The organism is Micrococcus sp. KRD077, from assembly GCF_017168505.1.
In the GTDB taxonomy this organism is placed as follows: domain Bacteria; phylum Actinomycetota; class Actinomycetes; order Actinomycetales; family Micrococcaceae; genus Micrococcus; species Micrococcus luteus.
Map to the genome: position 1 here is coordinate 39,417 of NZ_JABFAZ010000007.1, position 18,412 is coordinate 57,828.

The window sequence follows — 18,412 nt, forward strand, 5'->3', positions numbered from 1 at the left end:
GGTGTCGTGTCCGTGCCCGCCCCTATGCTGGCCGCGTGCCCAAGAACTCCTCCACCACCGTCTCCTCCGCCGTCGAGGCCCACCCCGGCGGCCTCGCCTCCGGCTCCGGCGGCGCGCGCTCGGGCGAGCGGGACCGCATCGTCGTCCAGGGCGCCCGCGAGCACAACCTGAAGGACGTCGACGTCAGCTTCCCGCGGGACGCCATGGTCGTGTTCACGGGTCTGTCCGGCTCGGGCAAGTCCTCCCTGGCCTTCGACACGATCTTCGCCGAGGGCCAGCGACGCTACGTCGAGTCTCTCTCCTCCTACGCCCGCATGTTCCTGGGCCGGGTGGACAAGCCGGACGTCGACTTCATCGAGGGCCTGTCCCCGGCCGTGTCCATCGACCAGAAGTCCACCAACCGCAACCCGCGCTCCACGGTGGGGACCATCACCGAGATCTACGACTACATGCGCCTGCTCTGGGCGCGCGTCGGGGTGCCGCACTGCCCGCAGTGCGGCGAGCCGGTGAGCCGGCAGACCCCGCAGCAGATCGTGGACCAGCTCGAGGAGCTGCCCGAGCGCACCCGCTTCCAGGTGCTCGCGCCCGTGGTCCGCGGCCGCAAGGGCGAGTTCGTGGACCTGTTCAAGGACCTGTCCACGCAGGGCTTCGCCCGCGCCGTCGTGGACGGGGAGACCGTCCAGCTCTCGGACCCGCCCGTGCTGAAGAAGCAGGTCAAGCACACCATCGCCGTGGTCGTGGACCGCCTCGCCATGAAGGAGGGCATCCGCCAGCGCCTCACCGACTCGGTGGAGACCGCCCTGAAGCTGGCGGACGGCCTCGTCGTGGCCGAGTTCGTGGACGTGGAGCCGGTCGCCGAGAAGGGCAGGAAGAACACCGCGGAGTTCGGCGGGCGGGACGCCGAGGGCAACCCCCGGTACCGCTCGTTCTCCGAGAAGCTCTCCTGCCCCAACGGGCACGAGCAGACCGTGGACGAGATCGAGCCGCGCTCGTTCTCCTTCAACAACCCGTTCGGCGCGTGCCCCGAGTGCACCGGCATCGGCTCCCGCCTGCAGGTGGACCCGGACCTCGTCGTCGCCAACGACGAGCTGTCCCTGCGCGAGGGCGCCGTCGTGCCGTGGTCGCTCGGCAAGTCCACCTCGGACTACTGGCTGCGCGTGCTCGGCGGGCTGGGCAAGGAGATGGGCTTCTCCCTGGACACCCCGTGGAAGGACCTGACGGAGGCGGAGCGCGACGCCGTCCTGCACGGCAAGGACTTCAAGGTGGAGGTGACGTTCCGCAACCGGTTCGGCCGCGAGCGCCGCTACACCACGGGCTTCGAGGGCGTCATCCCCTACGTGATGCGCAAGCACGGGGAGACCGAGTCGGACGGCGCCCGCGAGCGCTACGAGTCGTTCATGCGGGAGATCCCGTGCCCGGCGTGCCACGGGGCTCGCCTCAACCCCACGGTCCTGAACGTGCTCGTGGGCGGCCTGTCCATCGCGGACGCCACCCGCCTGCCCATGCGGGAGGCCATGGAGTTCTTCTCGGGGCTGCGGCTGACGGACCGCGAGCGGCAGATCGCGGACCAGGTGCTCAAGGAGATCCTGGCCCGGCTGGCGTTCCTGCTGGACGTCGGCCTCGAGTACCTCAACCTGGAGCGGCCGGCCGGCACCCTCTCTGGAGGCGAGGCCCAGCGCATCCGCCTGGCCACGCAGATCGGTTCCGGGCTGGTCGGCGTCCTCTACGTGCTCGACGAGCCGTCCATCGGCCTGCACCAGCGGGACAACCGCCGCCTCATCGAGACCCTCCTGCGCCTGCGGGACCTCGGCAACACCCTCATCGTCGTCGAGCACGACGAGGACACGATCGCCGAGGCGGACTGGATCGTGGACATCGGTCCTCGCGCGGGCGAGCACGGCGGCGAGGTCGTGCACTCGGGCTCCCTGGCGGATCTCAAGGCGAACACGCGGTCCGTCACCGGCGACTACCTCTCCGGGCGCCGCTCCATCGCGGTGCCGGAGCGGCGTCGCGTCCCGGAGAAGGGGCGCGTGCTGACGGTCCGCGGCGCCCAGGAGAACAACCTGAAGGACGTCTCGGTGGAGGTCCCGCTCGGGGTCCTCACGGCCGTGACGGGCGTGTCCGGCTCGGGCAAGTCCACGCTGATCAACGAGATCCTCTACAAGGTCCTGGCCAACCGGCTCAACGGCGCCAAGCTCGTGCCCGGCCGGCACCGGTCCGTGGAGGGGCTTGAGCACCTGGACAAGGTGGTCCACGTGGACCAGAGCCCCATCGGGCGCACGCCGCGCTCCAACCCCGCCACCTACACGGGCGTGTTCGACGCGATCCGCAAGCTCTTCGCGGAGACCCCCGAGGCGAAGGTCCGGGGCTACCAGCAGGGCCGGTTCTCCTTCAACATCAAGGGCGGGCGCTGCGAGGCGTGCGCGGGCGACGGCACGCTGAAGATCGAGATGAACTTCCTGCCGGACGTCTACGTGCCGTGCGAGGTGTGCCACGGGGCCCGGTACAACCGGGAGACGCTCGAGGTCACCTACAAGGGCAAGAACATCGCCGAGGTCCTCGACATGCCGATCGAGGAGGCCGCGGACTTCTTCAGCGCGTACACCCGCATCTCGCGGTACCTGGACACGCTCGTCGACGTCGGTCTGGGCTACGTCCGTCTGGGCCAGCCCGCCACCACGCTCTCGGGCGGCGAGGCCCAGCGCGTGAAGCTGGCGGCCGAGCTCCAGAAGCGCTCCAACGGCCGCACCATCTACGTGCTGGACGAGCCGACCACGGGGCTGCACTTCGACGACATCCGCAAGCTCCTGCACGTGCTCCAGTCCCTCGTGGACAAGGGCAACACGGTGCTCACCATCGAGCACAACCTCGACGTCATCAAGAGTGCCGACCACGTGATCGACCTCGGCCCCGAGGGCGGCTCCGGGGGCGGCACGATCGTGGCCGCGGGCACGCCGGAGGAGGTCGCACACGTCGCGGAGAGCCACACGGGCCGGTTCCTCGCGGAACTGCTCGCGTAGCATGGACCCCGCCCACGCAGGACGCGGACGAAGGAGAGCCATGGCGACGTCGGAGCCCGTGCGCAGGAGCGCCGCCGCGCTCCTGCGGCTCACCTGCCGCCCCGAGGTCGTCGGCATGGAGCACGTCCCTGCGCGGGGCCCCTTCGTCATGGCCTCCAACCACCTGTCCTTCGTCGACTCGGTGATCCTCCAGGCCCTCGCCCCCCGCCCGGTCCACTTCTTCGCCAAGGAGGAGTACTTCACGGGCACGGGCCTGCGGGGCCGCGTCCGGCGGCGGTTCTTCGAGTCCGTGGGCTCCGTCCCCGTCCGCCGGGGCGAGCAGGCCGCCTCCGTGGCCGCGCTCGAGTCCCTCGTGGGCCTGCTCGAGTCCGGCCAGGGCGTCGGCATCTACCCGGAGGGCACCCGCAGCCGCGACGGCCGCCTCTACCGCGGCCGCACCGGTGCGGCCTGGCTGGCCCTGGCCACGGGCGCACCCGTGGTGCCCGTGGGCCTCGTCGGCACGCAGCACCTCCAGCCGCCGGACACGAACGGCTTCCGTCCCCACCGGTTCTCCGTGCGCGTGGGCGCGCCCCTGGACTTCGGCCACCCCGGGCGTCGACACACCCTGCCGCAGCGCCGCGACGCGACGGCGGCGATCATGGACGCCATCGGCGCGCTCTCGGGGCAGGAGCGCGTGGACGCCTACAACGCCGCCCCGGGTGCCCGTGGCTGATCCGGCCTCCTACCGCCCGGCTCCGGGCGAGATCTCCACGTCGCCCGGCGTCTACCGCTTCCGCGACGCGGACGGACGCGTCGTCTACGTCGGCAAGGCGAAGAACCTGCGCGCCCGCCTGAGCTCCTATTTCCAGGACCCCGCCCGGCTGGCCACCAAGACCCGGACCATGGTGTTCACGGCGGCCGCGGTCGAGTGGACCGTCGTCGGCTCCGAGCTGGAGGCGCTCCAGCTCGAGTACACGTGGATCAAGGAGTACCGCCCCCGGTTCAACATCATGTACCGGGACGACAAGTCGTACCCGTACCTGGCCGTGACCATGAACGAGCAGTTCCCGCGCGTCCAGGTGATGCGCGGCGACCGGAAGCCCGGCGTGAAGTACTTCGGCCCGTTCCACCCGGCCAAGGCGATCCGCGAGACCGTGGACCTGATGCTGCGCGTCTTCCCGGTCCGCACGTGCTCGGCCGGCGTGTTCAAGCGGGCCCGCGCCCAGGACCGGCCGTGCCTGCTCGGCTACATCGGCAAGTGCTCGGCGCCCTGCGTGGGCCGGATCAGCCCGGCGGACCATCGCGCGCTGGCCCAGGACTTCTGCGACTTCATGGCCGGGGACGCGAACCGGTTCATCCGCGAGCTGGAGAAGGCCATGGCCCGTGCCGTCGAGGAGCTGCGCTACGAGGACGCGGCCCGGCTGCGGGACGACATCGCCGCGCTGCGCCGCGTGTTCGAGCGCAACGCCGTGGTGCTGCCGGAGAACACGGAGGCGGACATCTTCGCCCTGCACGCGGACGAGCTGGAGGTCGCGGTGCAGGTGTTCCACGTCCGGCAGGGACGCATCCGCGGCCAGCGCGGCTGGGTCATGGAGCGCGTGGAGGACGTCGCCGAGCCGGAGATGGTCGCGCACCTGCTCCAGCAGGTCTACGGCGACCTCGAGGGGCCGGAGCGCATCCCGCACGAGATCCTCGTCCCGGTCGAGCCCGACGACGCCGCACAGCTCACCGAGTGGCTCTCGGGCCTGCGCGGGTCCCGGGTCGCCGTGCGCGTGCCCCGGCGGGGCTCGAAGGCGGACCTCATGGAGACCGTCCGGGAGAACGCGGAGATGGCCCTCAAGCTGCACAAGTCGCGGCGGTCCGGGGACCTCACCACCCGCTCCGCCGCCCTGCGGGAGCTGCAGGAGGCCCTGGAGATCACCGAGCCCCTGCTGCGCATCGAGTGCTACGACATCTCCCACTCCCAGGGCACCAACGTGGTCGGCTCGATGGTCGTCATGGAGGACGGGCTGCCGAAGAAGAAGGACTACCGCCGCTTCAACGTCACGGGGGAGGCCGCCCGGGACGACACGGCGTCCCTGCGCGACGTCCTGCGGCGCCGCTTCGCCCGCCTGGCCAAGGAGCGCGCGGAGGGCGCCCCGCTCTCCGGTCAGGTCGAGGCGGACGATCAGGAGGCGGGGCGCCGCTTCGCGTACCCGCCCTCGCTCGTGGTGGTCGACGGCGGCCCGCCACAGGTGGCCGCGGCCGCGGCGGTCCTCGAGGAGCTGGGCCTGGACGACCTGCCCGTGGTCGGGCTGGCCAAGCGGCTCGAGGAGGTGTGGCTGCCGGGCGACGAGTTCCCGGTGGTCCTGCCGCGCACCTCGGAGGGCCTGTACCTGCTCCAGCGCATCCGTGACGAGTCGCACCGGTTCGCGATCGCGGGCCACCGCAGCCGGCGGTCCAAGGCGATGACCGTCTCCGCCCTGGACGGGATCCCGGGTCTGGGCCCGGCCAAGCGCACCGCGCTGCTGAACCACTTCGGCTCCGTCGCCGAGATCCGGGCCGCCGGCGTGGACCGGCTGACCGAGGTCGCCGGCATCGGGCCGCGGCTGGCCGAGGCCGTCCACACGGCGCTCACGGCCGACACGCCCGCGGATACAGTGGAGTCATGACCGAGGAGACCCTCCAGCCGGAGAAGCCGCCGACATCCGAGGTGCTCGTGATCGCCGGGATGTCCGGCGCCGGACGGACCACCGCCGCGCACGCGCTCGAGGACCACGGCTGGGACGTGGTGGAGAACATGCCGCCGGCCCTGTTCGGCACGCTGGCCGAGCTCATCGCCCGCTCGCCGGAGGCGTTCCCGCGCCTGGCGATCGTGGTGGACGTGCGCTCGCGCTCCTACTTCGAGGAGCTGTACGCCGCCCTGCAGCACCTGGCCAACAGCGGAGTGGAGTATCGCACCGTGTTCCTCGATGCGGAGGACCACGTCCTCCTGCAACGCTTCGAGGCCGGCCGCCGCCCCCACCCGATGCAGGGCAACGCCCGGCTGCTGGACGGCATCCGCGCGGAGCGGGACGTCGTCGAGCCGCTCAAGGCGCGTGCCGACGTCGTGGTGGACACCACCGAGCTGAACGTGCACGGCCTGGCCACGGAGATCACCGAGCTGTTCTCGGAGTCCGGCCCCGTCACGCTGCGCCTGACCATCATGAGCTTCGGGTTCAAGTACGGCGTCCCGGCGGACGCGAACTTCGTGGCGGACATGCGCTTCATCCCCAACCCCCACTGGGTGCCGGCGCTGCGTCCGCACACGGGCACGGAGGCCGCGGTCGCGGACTACGTGCTCTCCCGCCCCGGTGTCGAGGACTTCCTGCGCACGTACGTCGCCATGCTGGGGCCGGTGTTCGAGGGCTACCGGCGGGAGAACAAGCACTACGCCACGCTCGCCATCGGCTGCACGGGCGGCAAGCACCGCTCCGTGGCCGTCGCCGAGGAGCTGGCCCGGCGCCTGGCCCAGGTGCCCCACGTCACGGTGCACGTCCAGCACCGGGACATGGGGCGCGAATGACGTCCCCGCTCACCGGCCAACTGCCCCTGCCGCCCGGGATGGGTTCGGAAGGGCGCGGGGTGGGCGCCGGCATGTCCCGCCCCACGGCCCGCGTCACCGCCCTCGGCGGCGGCCACGGCCTCTCCGCGTCCCTCGCGGCCCTGCGGCACGTGGCCGGGCACCTCACGGCCATCGTCACGGTGGCGGACGACGGTGGCTCCTCCGGCACCATCCGCCGGGAGATGGCGGTGCTGCCGCCTGGCGACCTCCGCATGGCGCTGGCCGCCCTGTGCGACGACACCGACTGGGGTCGGACCTGGGCCCACGTCATGCAGCACCGCTTCCACTCCACCGAGGTGCCCGCCGACCAGGCCACCCTGGACAACCACGCGCTCGGGAACCTCCTGATCGTCGCCCTCTGGGAGCTGCTGGGCGACCCGGTGGACGGGCTGCGCTGGGCCGGCGCCCTGCTGCGGGCGCACGGTGAGGTCCTGCCGGTCTCGCGGGTGCCGCTGACCATCGGCGGGGACGTGCTCAGCGCCGGCCCGGACGGCCGCCTGCGCACCCGATGCGTGGAGGGCCAGGTGGCCCTCGCGGTCGCCGCGTTCGAGGGGCGCGTCACCGACGTCCGCCTGAGCCCGTCCGACGCCCCCGCCACCCCGGAGGCGCTCTCGGCGATCGAGATGGCCGACTGGGTGGTGCTCGGACCCGGCTCGCTGTACACGTCGGTGCTGCCGCACCTGCTGATGCCGGACGTGCGCGCGGCCCTCGCCGCCACCACCGCCCGGCGCCTCATGGTGCTGAACCTGCGCACGGGAGACCAGGAGACCACCGGCCTCACCCACGCCGACCACCTCAAGGTGCTGCGCTCCTATGCGCCGGACCTCCGGCTGGACGTGGTGATCGCCGACGTGGACGCGGTCACCGACCGGGCGGCGGTGGAGGCCGAGGCGGCCCGGATGGGCGCGCGCGTGGCGTTCAGTAGAGTGAGCAGTGCCCAGGATCCCCAGGTCCACGACCCGCTGCGCCTGGCCGTCTCGATCGGCGAGGCGATGACCCACTGACGCGCGCACCTCGCCGAGAAGGAGCACGAGCATGGCGCTGACCATGACCCTCAAGGAGGAGCTGGCCCGTGTGCCGGTCGCCGCGACCCCGGAGCGGCGGGCGGAGACCGCGGCGATGCTGCGGTTCGCCGGGGGGTTGCACCTCGTGGCCGGCCGCGTCGTCGTGGAGGTTGAACTGGACCACGGCGCCAGTGCGCGCCGCCTGCGGGCCGCCATCACCGAGCTGTACGGCCTGGCCCCGGAGATCGTGGTGGTCTCCGGCGGCAACCTGCGCCGTGGTCAGCGGTACGTGCTCCGGGTCGTGCGCGGGGGAGAGGACCTCGCCCGGCAGACCGGGCTCATCGACCAGCGGGGACGGCCCGTGCGTGGCCTCGCGCCGGTCCTCGTCAGCGGGACGACGGCGGCCACCGCCGCCGTGTGGCGCGGGGCCCTGCTGGCCCACGGCTCCCTCACCGAGCCCGGCCGCTCGGCGGCCCTCGAGGTGACCACGCCGGGCCCGGAGGCCGCGCTCGCGCTGGTGGGGGCCGCGCGTCGGCTCCGCGTGGCGGCGAAGGCGCGCGAGGTGCGTCAGTCGGACCGCGTCGTGGTCCGCGACGGCGAGGCGATCGCCACGCTGCTCGCCGCCGTCGGCGCGGAGCAGACCGCGACCCTCTGGCGCGAGCGGCGCGAGCGCAAAGAGGTCCGGGCCACCGCCAACCGCCTGGCGAACTTCGACGACGCCAACCTGCGCCGTTCCGCCCAGGCCGCTGTCACGGCCGGGGCGAAGGTGGAGCGGGCCCTCGAGATCCTCGGGGACGAGGTGCCCGACCACCTTCGCTACGCGGGACGGCTGCGCCTCGAGCACAAGCAGGCCTCCCTCGACGAGCTCGGCCGCCTCGCGGACCCGCCGATGACCAAGGACGCCGTCGCCGGGCGCATCCGCCGGCTACTGGCCATGGCGGACAAGCGGGCCGCCGAGCGGGGCATCCCCGGGACGGACGCGGCCTCCGAAGGCTGAGCGCGGGATCACCGTCGACGGGATCTGGCCCCGGCGCTCCGCCCCCGATCACAATGGAGACGGACGGAATACGCCGCCGAGACGCGAGGTTGCCCGAGGTGGAGGCCGAGGGCGTCCTGCCCGCAGCCTCGCCTGACCAAGGAGGAAGCATGACCGAATACACCCTTCCGGAGCTGGACTACGACTACGCCGCGCTGGAGCCGCACATCTCGGCCCGCATCATGGAGCTGCACCACTCCAAGCACCACGCCACGTACGTCAAGGGCGCGAACACCGCCCTGGAGAAGCTGGCCGCCGCGCGTGAGGCCGGCGACTTCGGCTCCGTGAACCAGCTGTCGAAGGACCTCGCCTTCAACCTGGGCGGGCACACGAACCACTCGATCTTCTGGAAGAACCTCTCGCCGGAGGGCGGCGACAAGCCGACCGGCGAGCTGGCCGCCGCCATCGACGAGTACTTCGGCTCGTTCGACCAGTTCCAGGCCCACTTCACCGCCGCCGCCCTCGGCATCCAGGGCTCCGGCTGGGCCGTGCTGGCCTACGAGCCCATCGGCGGCAACCTGGTGATCGAGCAGTTCTACGACCAGCAGAACGGCGTGCCGGTCGCCACCATCCCGCTGTTCCAGCTGGACATGTGGGAGCACGCCTTCTACCTCGACTACCAGAACGTCAAGGCGGACTACGTCAAGGCGATCTGGAACATCGTGAACTGGGCCGACGTGCAGGCCCGCTTCGAGGCCGCCCGCGCCGGCGCCTCCGGCCTGATCCTCCCGGCCTGATCCACACCGCGCACCGGGGCGCTGACGTCGTGGCCCCACGACGTCAGCGCCCCGATGCGGGGAGGGGCTCGGCGCTCCGGCCCTGTCCCCACCGCGCGCCCGGACCGGGCGCGACCGCTCGACCGTACCGCCCCGGACCCACCGCCACGGGGACCACGCAACGCGAACTAACGAGAGAGACCACCATGACCAAGATCGCCATCAACGGCTACGGCCGCATCGGACGCAACATCGTGCGCGTGCTCAGGGACCGCGGCCACGAGAACCTCGAGCTGGTCGCGGTGAACGACCTCGCCGACCCCGAGGACCTGTTCTGGCTGACCCAGTACGACACCATCCTGGGCCGCTACCCGGGCGAGCTGGAGCGGACCGAGAAGGGGTTCCGCATCGACGGCCGCGACGTCGCGTTCTTCCAGGAGGCCGACCCGACGAAGCTGCCGTGGGGTGAGCTCGGCGTGGACCTGGTCATCGAGTGCACCGGCATCTTCACGACCGGCCCCAAGGCGCAGGCCCACCTCGACGCGGGGGCCAAGAAGGTCCTCATCTCGGCCCCCGCCAAGGAGGTCGACGGCACCTTCGTGATGGGCGTGAACGAGCACACCTACGACGCGGAGTCGATGCACATCGTCTCGAACGCCTCGTGCACCACGAACTGCCTGGCCCCGATGGCGAAGGTCCTCAACGACGAGTTCGGCATCGTGGACGGCATCATGACCACGATCCACGCGTACACCGGCGACCAGAACCTGCACGACAACGTGCACAAGAAGGATCGCCGTCGGGCGCGCGCCGCGGCCCAGAACATGGTGCCCACCTCCACGGGCGCGGCCAAGGCCATCGGCGAGGTCATCCCGGAGCTGAAGGGCAAGCTCGACGGCTTCGCCATGCGGGTGCCCACCATCACCGGCTCGGCCACCGACCTGACCGTGGAGCTGACGCGCCACGTGGAGGTCGAGGAGATCAACGCGGCGTTCAAGAAGGCCGCGGAGTCCGGTCCGCTGCAGGGCCGCCTGGTCTACTCGGAGGACCCGATCGTGTCCTCGGACATCATCACCTCCCCGGCGGCGTGCACCTTCGACGCCCCGCTGACCAAGTCCATCGGCCAGACCGTGAAGATCATCGGCTGGTACGACAACGAGTACGGCTACACCTCCCAGCTCATGGACTTCGCAGACCTCATCGGCTCGAAGCTCTGAGCCCGCACGGCGCCCGACGGCCCGGGCCGACGGTTCCTCCGTCGGCCCGGGCCGTCCGCCTAGACTGCACCGTGAACCGACCCCGCTCCGGCACCCCAGGAGGCATCATGCCCGCACCGACCCTCACCGATCTGCTCGAGGCCGGCGTCGCCGGCCGCACCGTGCTCATCCGGTCCGACCTGAACGTCCCGCTGGACGGGGACACCGTCACCGACGACGGCCGCATCCGTGCCTCGCTGCCCGCGATCCGGGACCTGGCCGAGGCCGGTGCGCGCGTGATCGTCATGGCCCACCTGGGCCGCCCCAAGGGTGAGCCGGACCCCGCGTACTCCCTCCGCCCCGTCGCCGCGCGCATGGCCGAGCTGCTGGGCACCGACGTCGCCCTCGCCGCGGACGTGACCGGGGACGACGCGCGCGCGAAGGCCGCCGCCCTGCAGGACGGCCAGGTGCTGCTGCTGGAGAACGTGCGCTTCGACGCCCGCGAGACCTCCAAGGACGATGCCGAGCGCGCCGCACTGGCCGGCGAGATGGCGGCGCTGGCCGGCGACGACGGCGCCTACGTGGGCGACGCCTTCGGCGCGGTCCACCGCAAGCACGCCTCCGTGTTCGACGTCGCGGCACAGCTGCCGGCCCACCAGGGCCCGCTGGTCGCCGCCGAGCTCGAGGTGCTCACCCGTCTGACCGAGTCCCCGGAGCGGCCTTACGTCGTCGTGCTGGGCGGGTCGAAGGTCTCGGACAAGCTGGCCGTGATCGACAACCTGCTGGACAAGGCCGACACGCTGCTGATCGGCGGCGGCATGCTCTTCACGTTCCTCAAGGCGCAGGGCCACGAGGTGGGCGCCTCCCTGCTCGAGGAGGACCAGCTCGACACCGTCCGCGAGTACCTGCGCCGCTCCGAGGCCGGGGCCGCCCGCATCGTGCTCCCCACGGACATCGTCATGGCCTCCGGCTTCGCGGCCGACGCCGAGCACGAGGTCCTGGCCGTGGACGCCCTCACCTCGGGCGCGCACGGCGCGTCCGCCATGGGCTTGGACATCGGCCCCGAGACGGCCCGGGCGTTCGCGGAGCAGATCCGCGGCGCCCAGACCGTGTTCTGGAACGGCCCCATGGGCGTGTTCGAGTTCCCGGCCTTCGCGGAGGGCACCCGGGCGGTGGCCCGGGCCCTCACCGAGGCCTCCGCGGCCGGCGGCCTGTCGGTGGTCGGCGGCGGCGACTCCGCGGCGGCCGTGCGCACGCTCGGCTTCGCCGACGACGCGTTCGGCCACATCTCCACCGGCGGCGGCGCCTCCCTCGAATACCTCGAGGGCAAGGAGCTCCCGGGCGTCACCGCCCTGGCCGGCGAGGGGCGGGCGTGAGCATGGCGGAGCAGACCACACGCGTGCCGCTGATCGCGGGCAACTGGAAGATGAACCTGGACCACCTCGAGGCCGTCACCCTGGTGCAGCGCCTCACGTGGCTCCTCACGGACGCGGACCATGACCAGGAGGCCGTGGAGGTCGCGGTGTTCCCGCCCTTCACGGGCCTGCGGGCCGTGCAGACGCTCGTCACCGGCGACCGCCTGGACCTCGCCTACGGCGCGCAGGACCTCTCGCCCGAGGACGCCGGCGCCTACACGGGCGACGTCTCCGGCGCGTTCCTGGCCGCGCTGGGGTGCCGCTACGCGATCGTGGGCCACTCCGAGCGTCGCACCCTCCACGGGGAGGACGACGCGCTCGTCGCGCGCAAGGCCGCCGCGGCCCTGCGCCACGGCCTCACCCCGGTGATCTGCGTGGGCGAGGGCCTGGAGGTGCGCCAGGCCGGCCGGCACGTCGAGCACACGCTCGCCCAGCTGGAGGGCTCGATCGCGGGCCTGTCGGCGCAGGACGTGGCCGGCGTCGTCGTCGCCTACGAGCCCGTGTGGGCGATCGGCACGGGCGAGGTCGCCGGCCCCGAGGACGCGCAGCAGATGTGCGCGGCCCTGCGCGCCCGCGTGGCCGCACTGCACGGCGACGACGTCGCCGCCGGACTGCGGATCCTCTACGGCGGCTCCGTGAAGTCCTCCAGCGCGCCGGCGCTGCTGGCGCAGCCAGACGTGGACGGCGCCCTCGTGGGCGGCGCCAGCCTCGACGCGGACGAGTTTGCTAAGATCGTCCGGTTCGACCAGGCCTGATCCGTCCGGCCCGACCGACCGCATTCTCCGTGACGGCCCCGGCGCGCGCCGGGGCCGCACCTCGACCCGAGGAGCCCTCCCGTGGACGTCCTGACCCTGGCCCTGCAGATCCTCGTGGTCGTGCTCAGCGTGGTCATCGTGCTGCTCATCCTGCTGCACAAGGGCCGCGGCGGCGGCGTCTCGGACATGTTCGGCGGCGGCGTGACCAGCTCGATGAGCTCCTCGGGCTCCGCCCAGCGTCTGCTCACCCGCCTGACCGTCGGCTCCGTGGTCGCCTGGGGTGTCGTGATCGCCCTGCTCGGCGTCCTGCCGCGTCTGACCATGGAGTCCTGAGGCCGCCCCGCCGGGCCCCGACGCGAACGCCCCGCACGGAAGATCCGTGCGGGGCGTTCGCGCGTCCCGGACCGGTGGGGCGCCGGGGGCCCCTCAGCGTTCGGAGGCCTGCACGGGGGAGAGGTCCGTGCGCGGCAGGCCCTGGTGGAGCACGGCGCCGAAGACCTCGTCCGGGTCCAGGCGGCGCAGCTCCTCGGCCAGGCAGTCCTGGATCGTCCGGCGTGGCAGGGAGATGCGCTGCACCGGCCGGCCCTGCTGATAGAGCCGGGCCACCTGCGACTGCGAGCGGGAGAGCACCACGTCCCCGTCCGTGCACCGCAGGCGCACCGCACGGATCCCGTGGCCGACCTTCGAGTGCGCGATCGTCACGGGCACCTTCAGGGTCAGGGTGAGCCACGCCGCGAGCAGCATGGTGCTGGGGGAGTCCGGCGCCCCGTCCACCGTCACCGAGCGCAGGGTGGCCACGTCGAGCGTGTCGAAGATCCCGGCCACCTGGATCCGCCACAGCGTCAGGCGCGTCCAGGCCAGGTCGGTGTCCCCCTCATGGTGGCCCGCGCGCAGAGCCCACAGGGCGGGCTCGGCCGCGGACGCCGAGGCCGTGTCCGTGATCCGGCGGTGGGCCAGGCGACCGAGCGCCGTCGCCGAGGGGACCCCGGGTGGCACCCCGGGCCACCACACGACGATGGGCGCATCGGGCAGGAGCAGCCCGGAGACGAGCGACTCGTCGGCGTGGGCGTTCTCCCCGGCGCACCACAGCACCACGACGTCGGAGGCGCCGGCGTCGCCCCCGACCCGGATCTCGGCGTCCAGGCGGGTGGGGGCCGCGGGGTCGCCCAGGGCCAGGACGACGATGCGGCACGGGTGTTCGAGCGAGGCCGCGTTGGCGGCCTGGACGGCGGACTCGATGCCGGCGTCGTCCGTGCTGATCACGAGCGTGAGGACGCGGCCGAGGGCCACGACCCCGCTCTTCTCGCGCAGCTGCGTGATGCGCTTGGCCACCTGGGAGGTGGTGGTGTCGTGCATGCGGATCTTCACGGGCGCCTCCAGCTTCGTCCGTCGCGGGCCATGAGGGCGTCGGCCGAGGGCGGTCCCCACGTGCCCGGGGCGTAGGGCTCGGGCTGGGTGCCCAGGCTCGCCCAGTGCTCCTCGAACGGGTCCACGATCCGCCAGGACAGCTCCACCTCGGCCTGGCGCGGGAACAGCGGCGGCTCCCCGAGGAGCACGTCGAGGATGAGACGCTCGTACGCCTCGGGGGAGTCCTCGGTGAAGGCGTGGCCGTAGCCGAAGTCCATCGTGACGTCGCGGATCTCGGTCTGCGTGCCGGGCACCTTGGACGCGAAGCGGATGGTGACGCCCTCGTCCGGCTGCACCCGGATGACGATGACGTTCTGCCCGAACTCGTCCCCGTCGTGGACGGGGAACAGCAGGTGCGGGGGCTTCTTGAAGACGACGGCGATCTCCGTCACCCGCCGGCCGAGGCGCTTGCCGGCCCGCAGGTAGAACGGGACGCCCTGCCAACGGCGCGTGCGGATGCACACCTTGAGCGCGGCGTACGTCTCCGTGACGGACGCCGGGTTGAAGCCCTCCTCGTCGAGGAAGCCCGTGACCTGCTCGCCGCCCTGCCAGCCGGAGGTGTACTGGCCGCGGGCGGAGGCCCCCGCGAGTCCCTCGGGCGTGTCCGGGACGGTCACGGCCTCGAGGACCTTCTCCTTCTCCGCGCGCAGGTGGTCCGCGTCGAACGAGATCGGCTCCTCCATCGCCGTGAACGCGAGCAGCTGCAGGAGATGGTTCTGGATGACGTCGCGGGCCGCGCCCACGCCGTCGTAGTAGCTCGCCCGTCCGCCGATGCCGATGTCCTCGGCCATCGTGATCTGGACGTGGTCCACGTGCTCCGCGTTCCAGAGCGGCTCGAACATCCGGTTGGCGAACCGGAACGCGAGGATGTTCTGCACCGTCTCCTTGCCGAGGTAGTGGTCGATGCGGAACACGGCGTCCGAGGGGAAGACGCGCTCGATCACGGCGTTGAGCTCCTGCGCGCTGGCCAGGTCGTGGCCGAAGGGCTTCTCGATGACCACGCGGCGCCACGGGCCGTCGGCCGGCTGGGACCGGTCGGCCAGGCCCTGGTCGGCCAGGTGGCGGGAGACGGCCTCGAACCAGTCCGGCGGGATGGAGAGGTAGAACGCGGTGTTCCCGCGCGTGCCGCGTGAGGTCTCGAGCTCGGCGAGCACCTCGTCCAGACGGACGTAGGCCGCCTCGTCGTCGAACGCGCCGGAGACGAAGCGCAGGCCGCCCTGGAACTGGTCCCACACGGTCTCGTCGAACGTGGTCCGGGAGGAGGCTTCGACGGCGGCGCGCACGTAGTCGGCGAACTCCTCGTCGGACCAGTCGCGGCGACCGAAGCCGACGAGGGAGAACGCCGGCGGCAGCAGGCCGCGCTGGGCCAGGTCGTACATGGCCGGCAGGAGCTTCTTCTTCGCCAGGTCGCCCGTCACGCCGAACAGCACGAGCGCCGACGGGCCCGCGATGCGGGTCAGGCGCCGGTCACGGGGGTCGCGCAGCGGGTTGCGGGGGACGGTCCGGGACTCACCGGCCACGGACGGCGCTCCTCAGGGCCTCGATGCCCGCGTCGCGGCGGCGCAGGTGCAGGGTGACCACGGGGCGGCCGAGATCGCCCAGCACCCGGGCGTCGCCCGCGGCCTGCGCGGCGATGAGCCTGCCCAGGGAGAACGGGCGGCCGGGCACCTCGAGGTCCCGGCCGGCGCCGCCGGTGATCTGCAGGAACACGCCGACGGCCGGGCCGCCCTTGTGGAACTGCCCGGTGGAGTGCAGGAACCGCGGACCCCAGCCGAACGTGACCGGGCGGCCGACCAGGTCCGCCAGGTCTGCGCGCAGCTCCTCGAGCTCGGCGTCGTCATGACGGGAGAGGTAGGCGTGGACCGCCAGGTAGCCGTCCTCGGGCACCAGCGCCGCCGTGGCGCGCAGCACGCCGGCCAGGTCCGGGGCAGAGGTCACGGACGCCGGGCCGGAGACCTCGACGCCCTCCACCTCACCGTCGGCCGTCCGCTCGGCGGCGGGGCCGTCCAGCAGGGTGCGCGCGGCGGCCTTGGCGGCCTCCACGTCCGGCTGGTCGAAGGGGTTGATCCCGAGCAGGCGGCCGGCCACCGCGGTGGCCACCTCCCACAGCAGCAGCTGGGCGCCGAGCGAGCCGGCGACCTGCACGCCGTGGCCCGGGGCCGCGACGTCGTCCTCGCCGACGAGCTGCACCTGCAGCAGGTCGGGGGCGTCCCACACGGTCTCGGGGTCGCCGGGGGCGACGACGACGGGCAGCAGCCCGGTGCCGTCCTTGCCCGTGGACTCGGCGATCAGCTGCTCGATCCAGGCCGGCAGTCCGGCGATGCCGGACCCGTGGTCGGCGAAGACGAGCTTGTCGCGCAGCGGGCGGGTGCCGCCCAGGGCCGCGCCGAGCTGCAGGCCCGGGTTGTCCTCGTCGTCGGCGATCAGCAGGTCGAGCACGGCCTCCGCGTCGTCCAGCAGGGCCGCGACGTCCACGCCGGCCAGGCCGGTGGGGACCAGGCCGAACGCGGTGAGGGCCGAGAAACGCCCGCCCACGGTCGGGTCCGCGGTGAAGACGGCGCGCCAGCCGGCGGACTCGCACGCGGCGTGCAGCGGTGAGCCCGGGTCCGTGACGGCGACCAGGCGGGTGCGGGGGTCGATCCCGGCGTCGCGGAACGCGGCCTCGACGACGCGGCGCTGCGAGTCGGTCTCCACGGTGGAGCCGGACTTGGAGGAGACCACCAGCACGGTTCGCTCGAGGTCGCGCTCGAGGGCGCGGGAGACCTGGAGCGGGTCCGTGGAGTCCAGGACCTCGAGCTCGACGCCGGCCGTCGCCGCGATCACCTCGGGGGCCAGGGACGAGCCGCCCATGCCCGCCAGGACCACGCGGTCCACGCCCTCGGCGCGCAGCTCCCGGGTCAGCTGGGCGATGTGCGGGACGAGGGCGCGGGAGTCCTCGAACAGGTCGATCCAGCCGAGCCGCTTGGCGGCCTCGTCGCGGGCCGGCGCCCCCCACAGGTCGGCGTCCTGCGCCCCGAGGCGGGAGGCGACGCGGTCCTGGAGGAGGGCGGGCAGATGGCGGTCGATCGCCTCGAGGGCGGCTCCGGTGGCGGTGAGGCCGAGGGTGCTCATGGGGGGTCCTTCCGTGCGCGTGGGGGTCGGGGGGCGGGTGCGGTCAGCGATGGGCGTCGAGCCCGGAGCGGACCGAGCCGAGCAGCTCGTCCCACGCGGCCTCGAACTTCTCCAGGCCCTCAGTCTCCAGCACGTCCACGACGTCCTGGTAGGACACGCCTGCCGCGCCGACCGCGTCGAGCAGGGCATCGGCCTCGGCGTAGGCGCCCGTGACGGTGTCCGCCGCAATCACCCCGTGGTCGGCGACCGCCTCGAGGGTCTTCTCCGGCAGGGTGGTCACGGTGTGCGGTGCCACGAGTTCGGTGACGTACAGCGTGTCCGGCAGGGCGGGGTCCTTGACGCCGGTGGAGGCCCACAGGGGCCGCTGCACGGGGGCGCCGGCCGCCTCGAGCAGGCGCCAGCGCTCCGAGTCCAGGGCCTGCTCGAAGGCTCGGTAGGCCAGGCGCGCGTTGGCGACGGCGGCCCGGCCGGTCAGCGCCTCGGCCTCGGGGGTGCCGATCGCGCGCAGCCGCGCGTCGACCTCCGTGTCCACACGGGAGACGAAGAAGGAGGCCACCGAGTGGAGGCGGCGGACGTCGTGCCCGTTCGCCCGGGCCTTCTCCAGGCCGGTGAGCCAGGCGTTGAGCACCCGGCGGTAGCGGGGCAGGGAGAAGATCAGGGTCACGTTCACGCTGATGCCCGCGCCGAGCACGTCCGCGATGGCGGACAGGCCCTCCACGGTCGCGGGGATCTTCACCATGAGGTTGGGACGGTCGACGGCCGCCGCCAGCTCGCGGGCCTGCGCCACGGTGCCGGCGGCGTCGCGGGCCAGGCGCGGATCGACCTCAAGGGAGACGAAGCCGTCCGCCCCGCCGGTGCGCTCGTGGACGGGCGCGAGCACGTCGGCGGCGCGGCGCACGTCCTCGGTCGTCAGGGCGACGACGGCCTCGTCCACCGAGGCGCCGGCCGCGGCGAGGTCGCGCAGCTGTCCCTGGTAGGCGCCCGCGTCCGCGAGGGCGACCGCGAAGATGGACGGGTTCGTGGTGACGCCGGTGACCGAGCGGGTGGCGATCAGCTCTTCGAGCGTGCCCTCGTCCAGCCGCGTGCGGGAGAGGTCGTCGAGCCAGATCGACACACCGGCCTGGGCCAGCGCGGCGGTGTTCGGGTTCTGCGGGGTGCTCATGGTCTGCGGGTGCCTTCCCTTCGGGGTG

15 protein-coding genes are annotated in these 18,412 nt (G+C 72.9%); 11 read left to right on the forward strand and 4 right to left on the reverse strand.

All coding sequences use genetic code 11. The features are described from left to right. Positions 1-35 precede the first annotated feature (35 nt). The 11 genes from uvrA (at position 36) to secG (ending at position 13,037) form a co-directional block, all read left to right on the forward strand. Positions 36-3,020, forward strand: coding sequence for an excinuclease ABC subunit UvrA (gene uvrA, locus J1M39_RS02200; protein WP_069941292.1), 2,985 nt, complete (start codon positions 36-38; stop codon positions 3,018-3,020). Positions 3,021-3,060: 40 nt separating this feature from the next. Then, positions 3,061-3,732: a lysophospholipid acyltransferase family protein gene (locus J1M39_RS02205; protein WP_036315306.1), complete on the forward strand. Its 672-nt coding sequence runs from the start codon at positions 3,061-3,063 to the stop codon at positions 3,730-3,732. After that, complete coding sequence (gene uvrC, locus J1M39_RS02210; protein WP_170720384.1) at positions 3,725-5,650, forward strand: excinuclease ABC subunit UvrC; 1,926 nt, start codon at positions 3,725-3,727, stop codon at positions 5,648-5,650. The genes J1M39_RS02205 and uvrC overlap by 8 nt, the downstream gene beginning before the upstream one ends. Further along, positions 5,647-6,543 (forward strand): RNase adapter RapZ, encoded by an 897-nt coding sequence (rapZ, locus tag J1M39_RS02215; RefSeq protein WP_036315303.1) that lies wholly within the window; start codon positions 5,647-5,649, stop codon positions 6,541-6,543. The genes uvrC and rapZ overlap by 4 nt, the downstream gene beginning before the upstream one ends. Continuing rightward, positions 6,540-7,586, forward strand: a complete 1,047-nt coding sequence (locus J1M39_RS02220; protein WP_069941294.1) for a gluconeogenesis factor YvcK family protein — start codon at positions 6,540-6,542, stop codon at positions 7,584-7,586. The genes rapZ and J1M39_RS02220 overlap by 4 nt, the downstream gene beginning before the upstream one ends. 31 nt (positions 7,587-7,617) lie before the next feature. Then, positions 7,618-8,583: a DNA-binding protein WhiA gene (gene whiA / locus J1M39_RS02225; RefSeq protein WP_036315298.1), complete on the forward strand. Its 966-nt coding sequence runs from the start codon at positions 7,618-7,620 to the stop codon at positions 8,581-8,583. A gap of 149 nt (positions 8,584-8,732) precedes the next feature. Continuing rightward, positions 8,733-9,359: a superoxide dismutase gene (locus tag J1M39_RS02230; RefSeq protein ID WP_036315296.1), complete on the forward strand. Its 627-nt coding sequence runs from the start codon at positions 8,733-8,735 to the stop codon at positions 9,357-9,359. Positions 9,360-9,544: 185 nt separating this feature from the next. Continuing rightward, complete coding sequence (gene gap / locus J1M39_RS02235) at positions 9,545-10,555, forward strand: type I glyceraldehyde-3-phosphate dehydrogenase (protein WP_036315293.1); 1,011 nt, start codon at positions 9,545-9,547, stop codon at positions 10,553-10,555. Positions 10,556-10,662: 107 nt separating this feature from the next. Continuing rightward, positions 10,663-11,910, forward strand: coding sequence for a phosphoglycerate kinase (locus tag J1M39_RS02240; protein ID WP_036315290.1), 1,248 nt, complete (start codon positions 10,663-10,665; stop codon positions 11,908-11,910). Positions 11,911-11,912: 2 nt separating this feature from the next. Continuing rightward, positions 11,913-12,704 (forward strand): triose-phosphate isomerase, encoded by a 792-nt coding sequence (tpiA, locus tag J1M39_RS02245; protein ID WP_036315288.1) that lies wholly within the window; start codon positions 11,913-11,915, stop codon positions 12,702-12,704. Positions 12,705-12,785: 81 nt separating this feature from the next. Continuing rightward, entirely contained in the window at positions 12,786-13,037 is a 252-nt protein-coding gene (gene secG, locus J1M39_RS02250) for a preprotein translocase subunit SecG (RefSeq protein ID WP_036315286.1), read from the forward strand. Positions 13,038-13,130: 93 nt separating this feature from the next. Here the strand turns inward: secG and J1M39_RS02255 are convergent, their stop codons facing one another. Genes J1M39_RS02255 through tal form a run of 4 tightly spaced genes read right to left on the reverse strand, consistent with a single transcriptional unit; the run spans position 13,131 to position 18,384 of the window. Beyond that, positions 13,131-14,072 (reverse strand): glucose-6-phosphate dehydrogenase assembly protein OpcA, encoded by a 942-nt coding sequence (locus J1M39_RS02255; RefSeq protein WP_036315284.1) that lies wholly within the window; start codon positions 14,070-14,072, stop codon positions 13,131-13,133. Then, complete coding sequence (zwf, locus tag J1M39_RS02260) at positions 14,069-15,631, reverse strand: glucose-6-phosphate dehydrogenase (protein ID WP_206496420.1); 1,563 nt, start codon at positions 15,629-15,631, stop codon at positions 14,069-14,071. Before zwf ends, J1M39_RS02255 begins: the two co-directional genes overlap by 4 nt. Next, positions 15,621-17,222: a glucose-6-phosphate isomerase gene (locus J1M39_RS02265; protein WP_206496421.1), complete on the reverse strand. Its 1,602-nt coding sequence runs from the start codon at positions 17,220-17,222 to the stop codon at positions 15,621-15,623. Before J1M39_RS02265 ends, zwf begins: the two co-directional genes overlap by 11 nt. A gap of 43 nt (positions 17,223-17,265) precedes the next feature. After that, positions 17,266-18,384: a transaldolase gene (tal, locus tag J1M39_RS02270; protein ID WP_063189246.1), complete on the reverse strand. Its 1,119-nt coding sequence runs from the start codon at positions 18,382-18,384 to the stop codon at positions 17,266-17,268. Positions 18,385-18,412 lie beyond the last annotated feature (28 nt).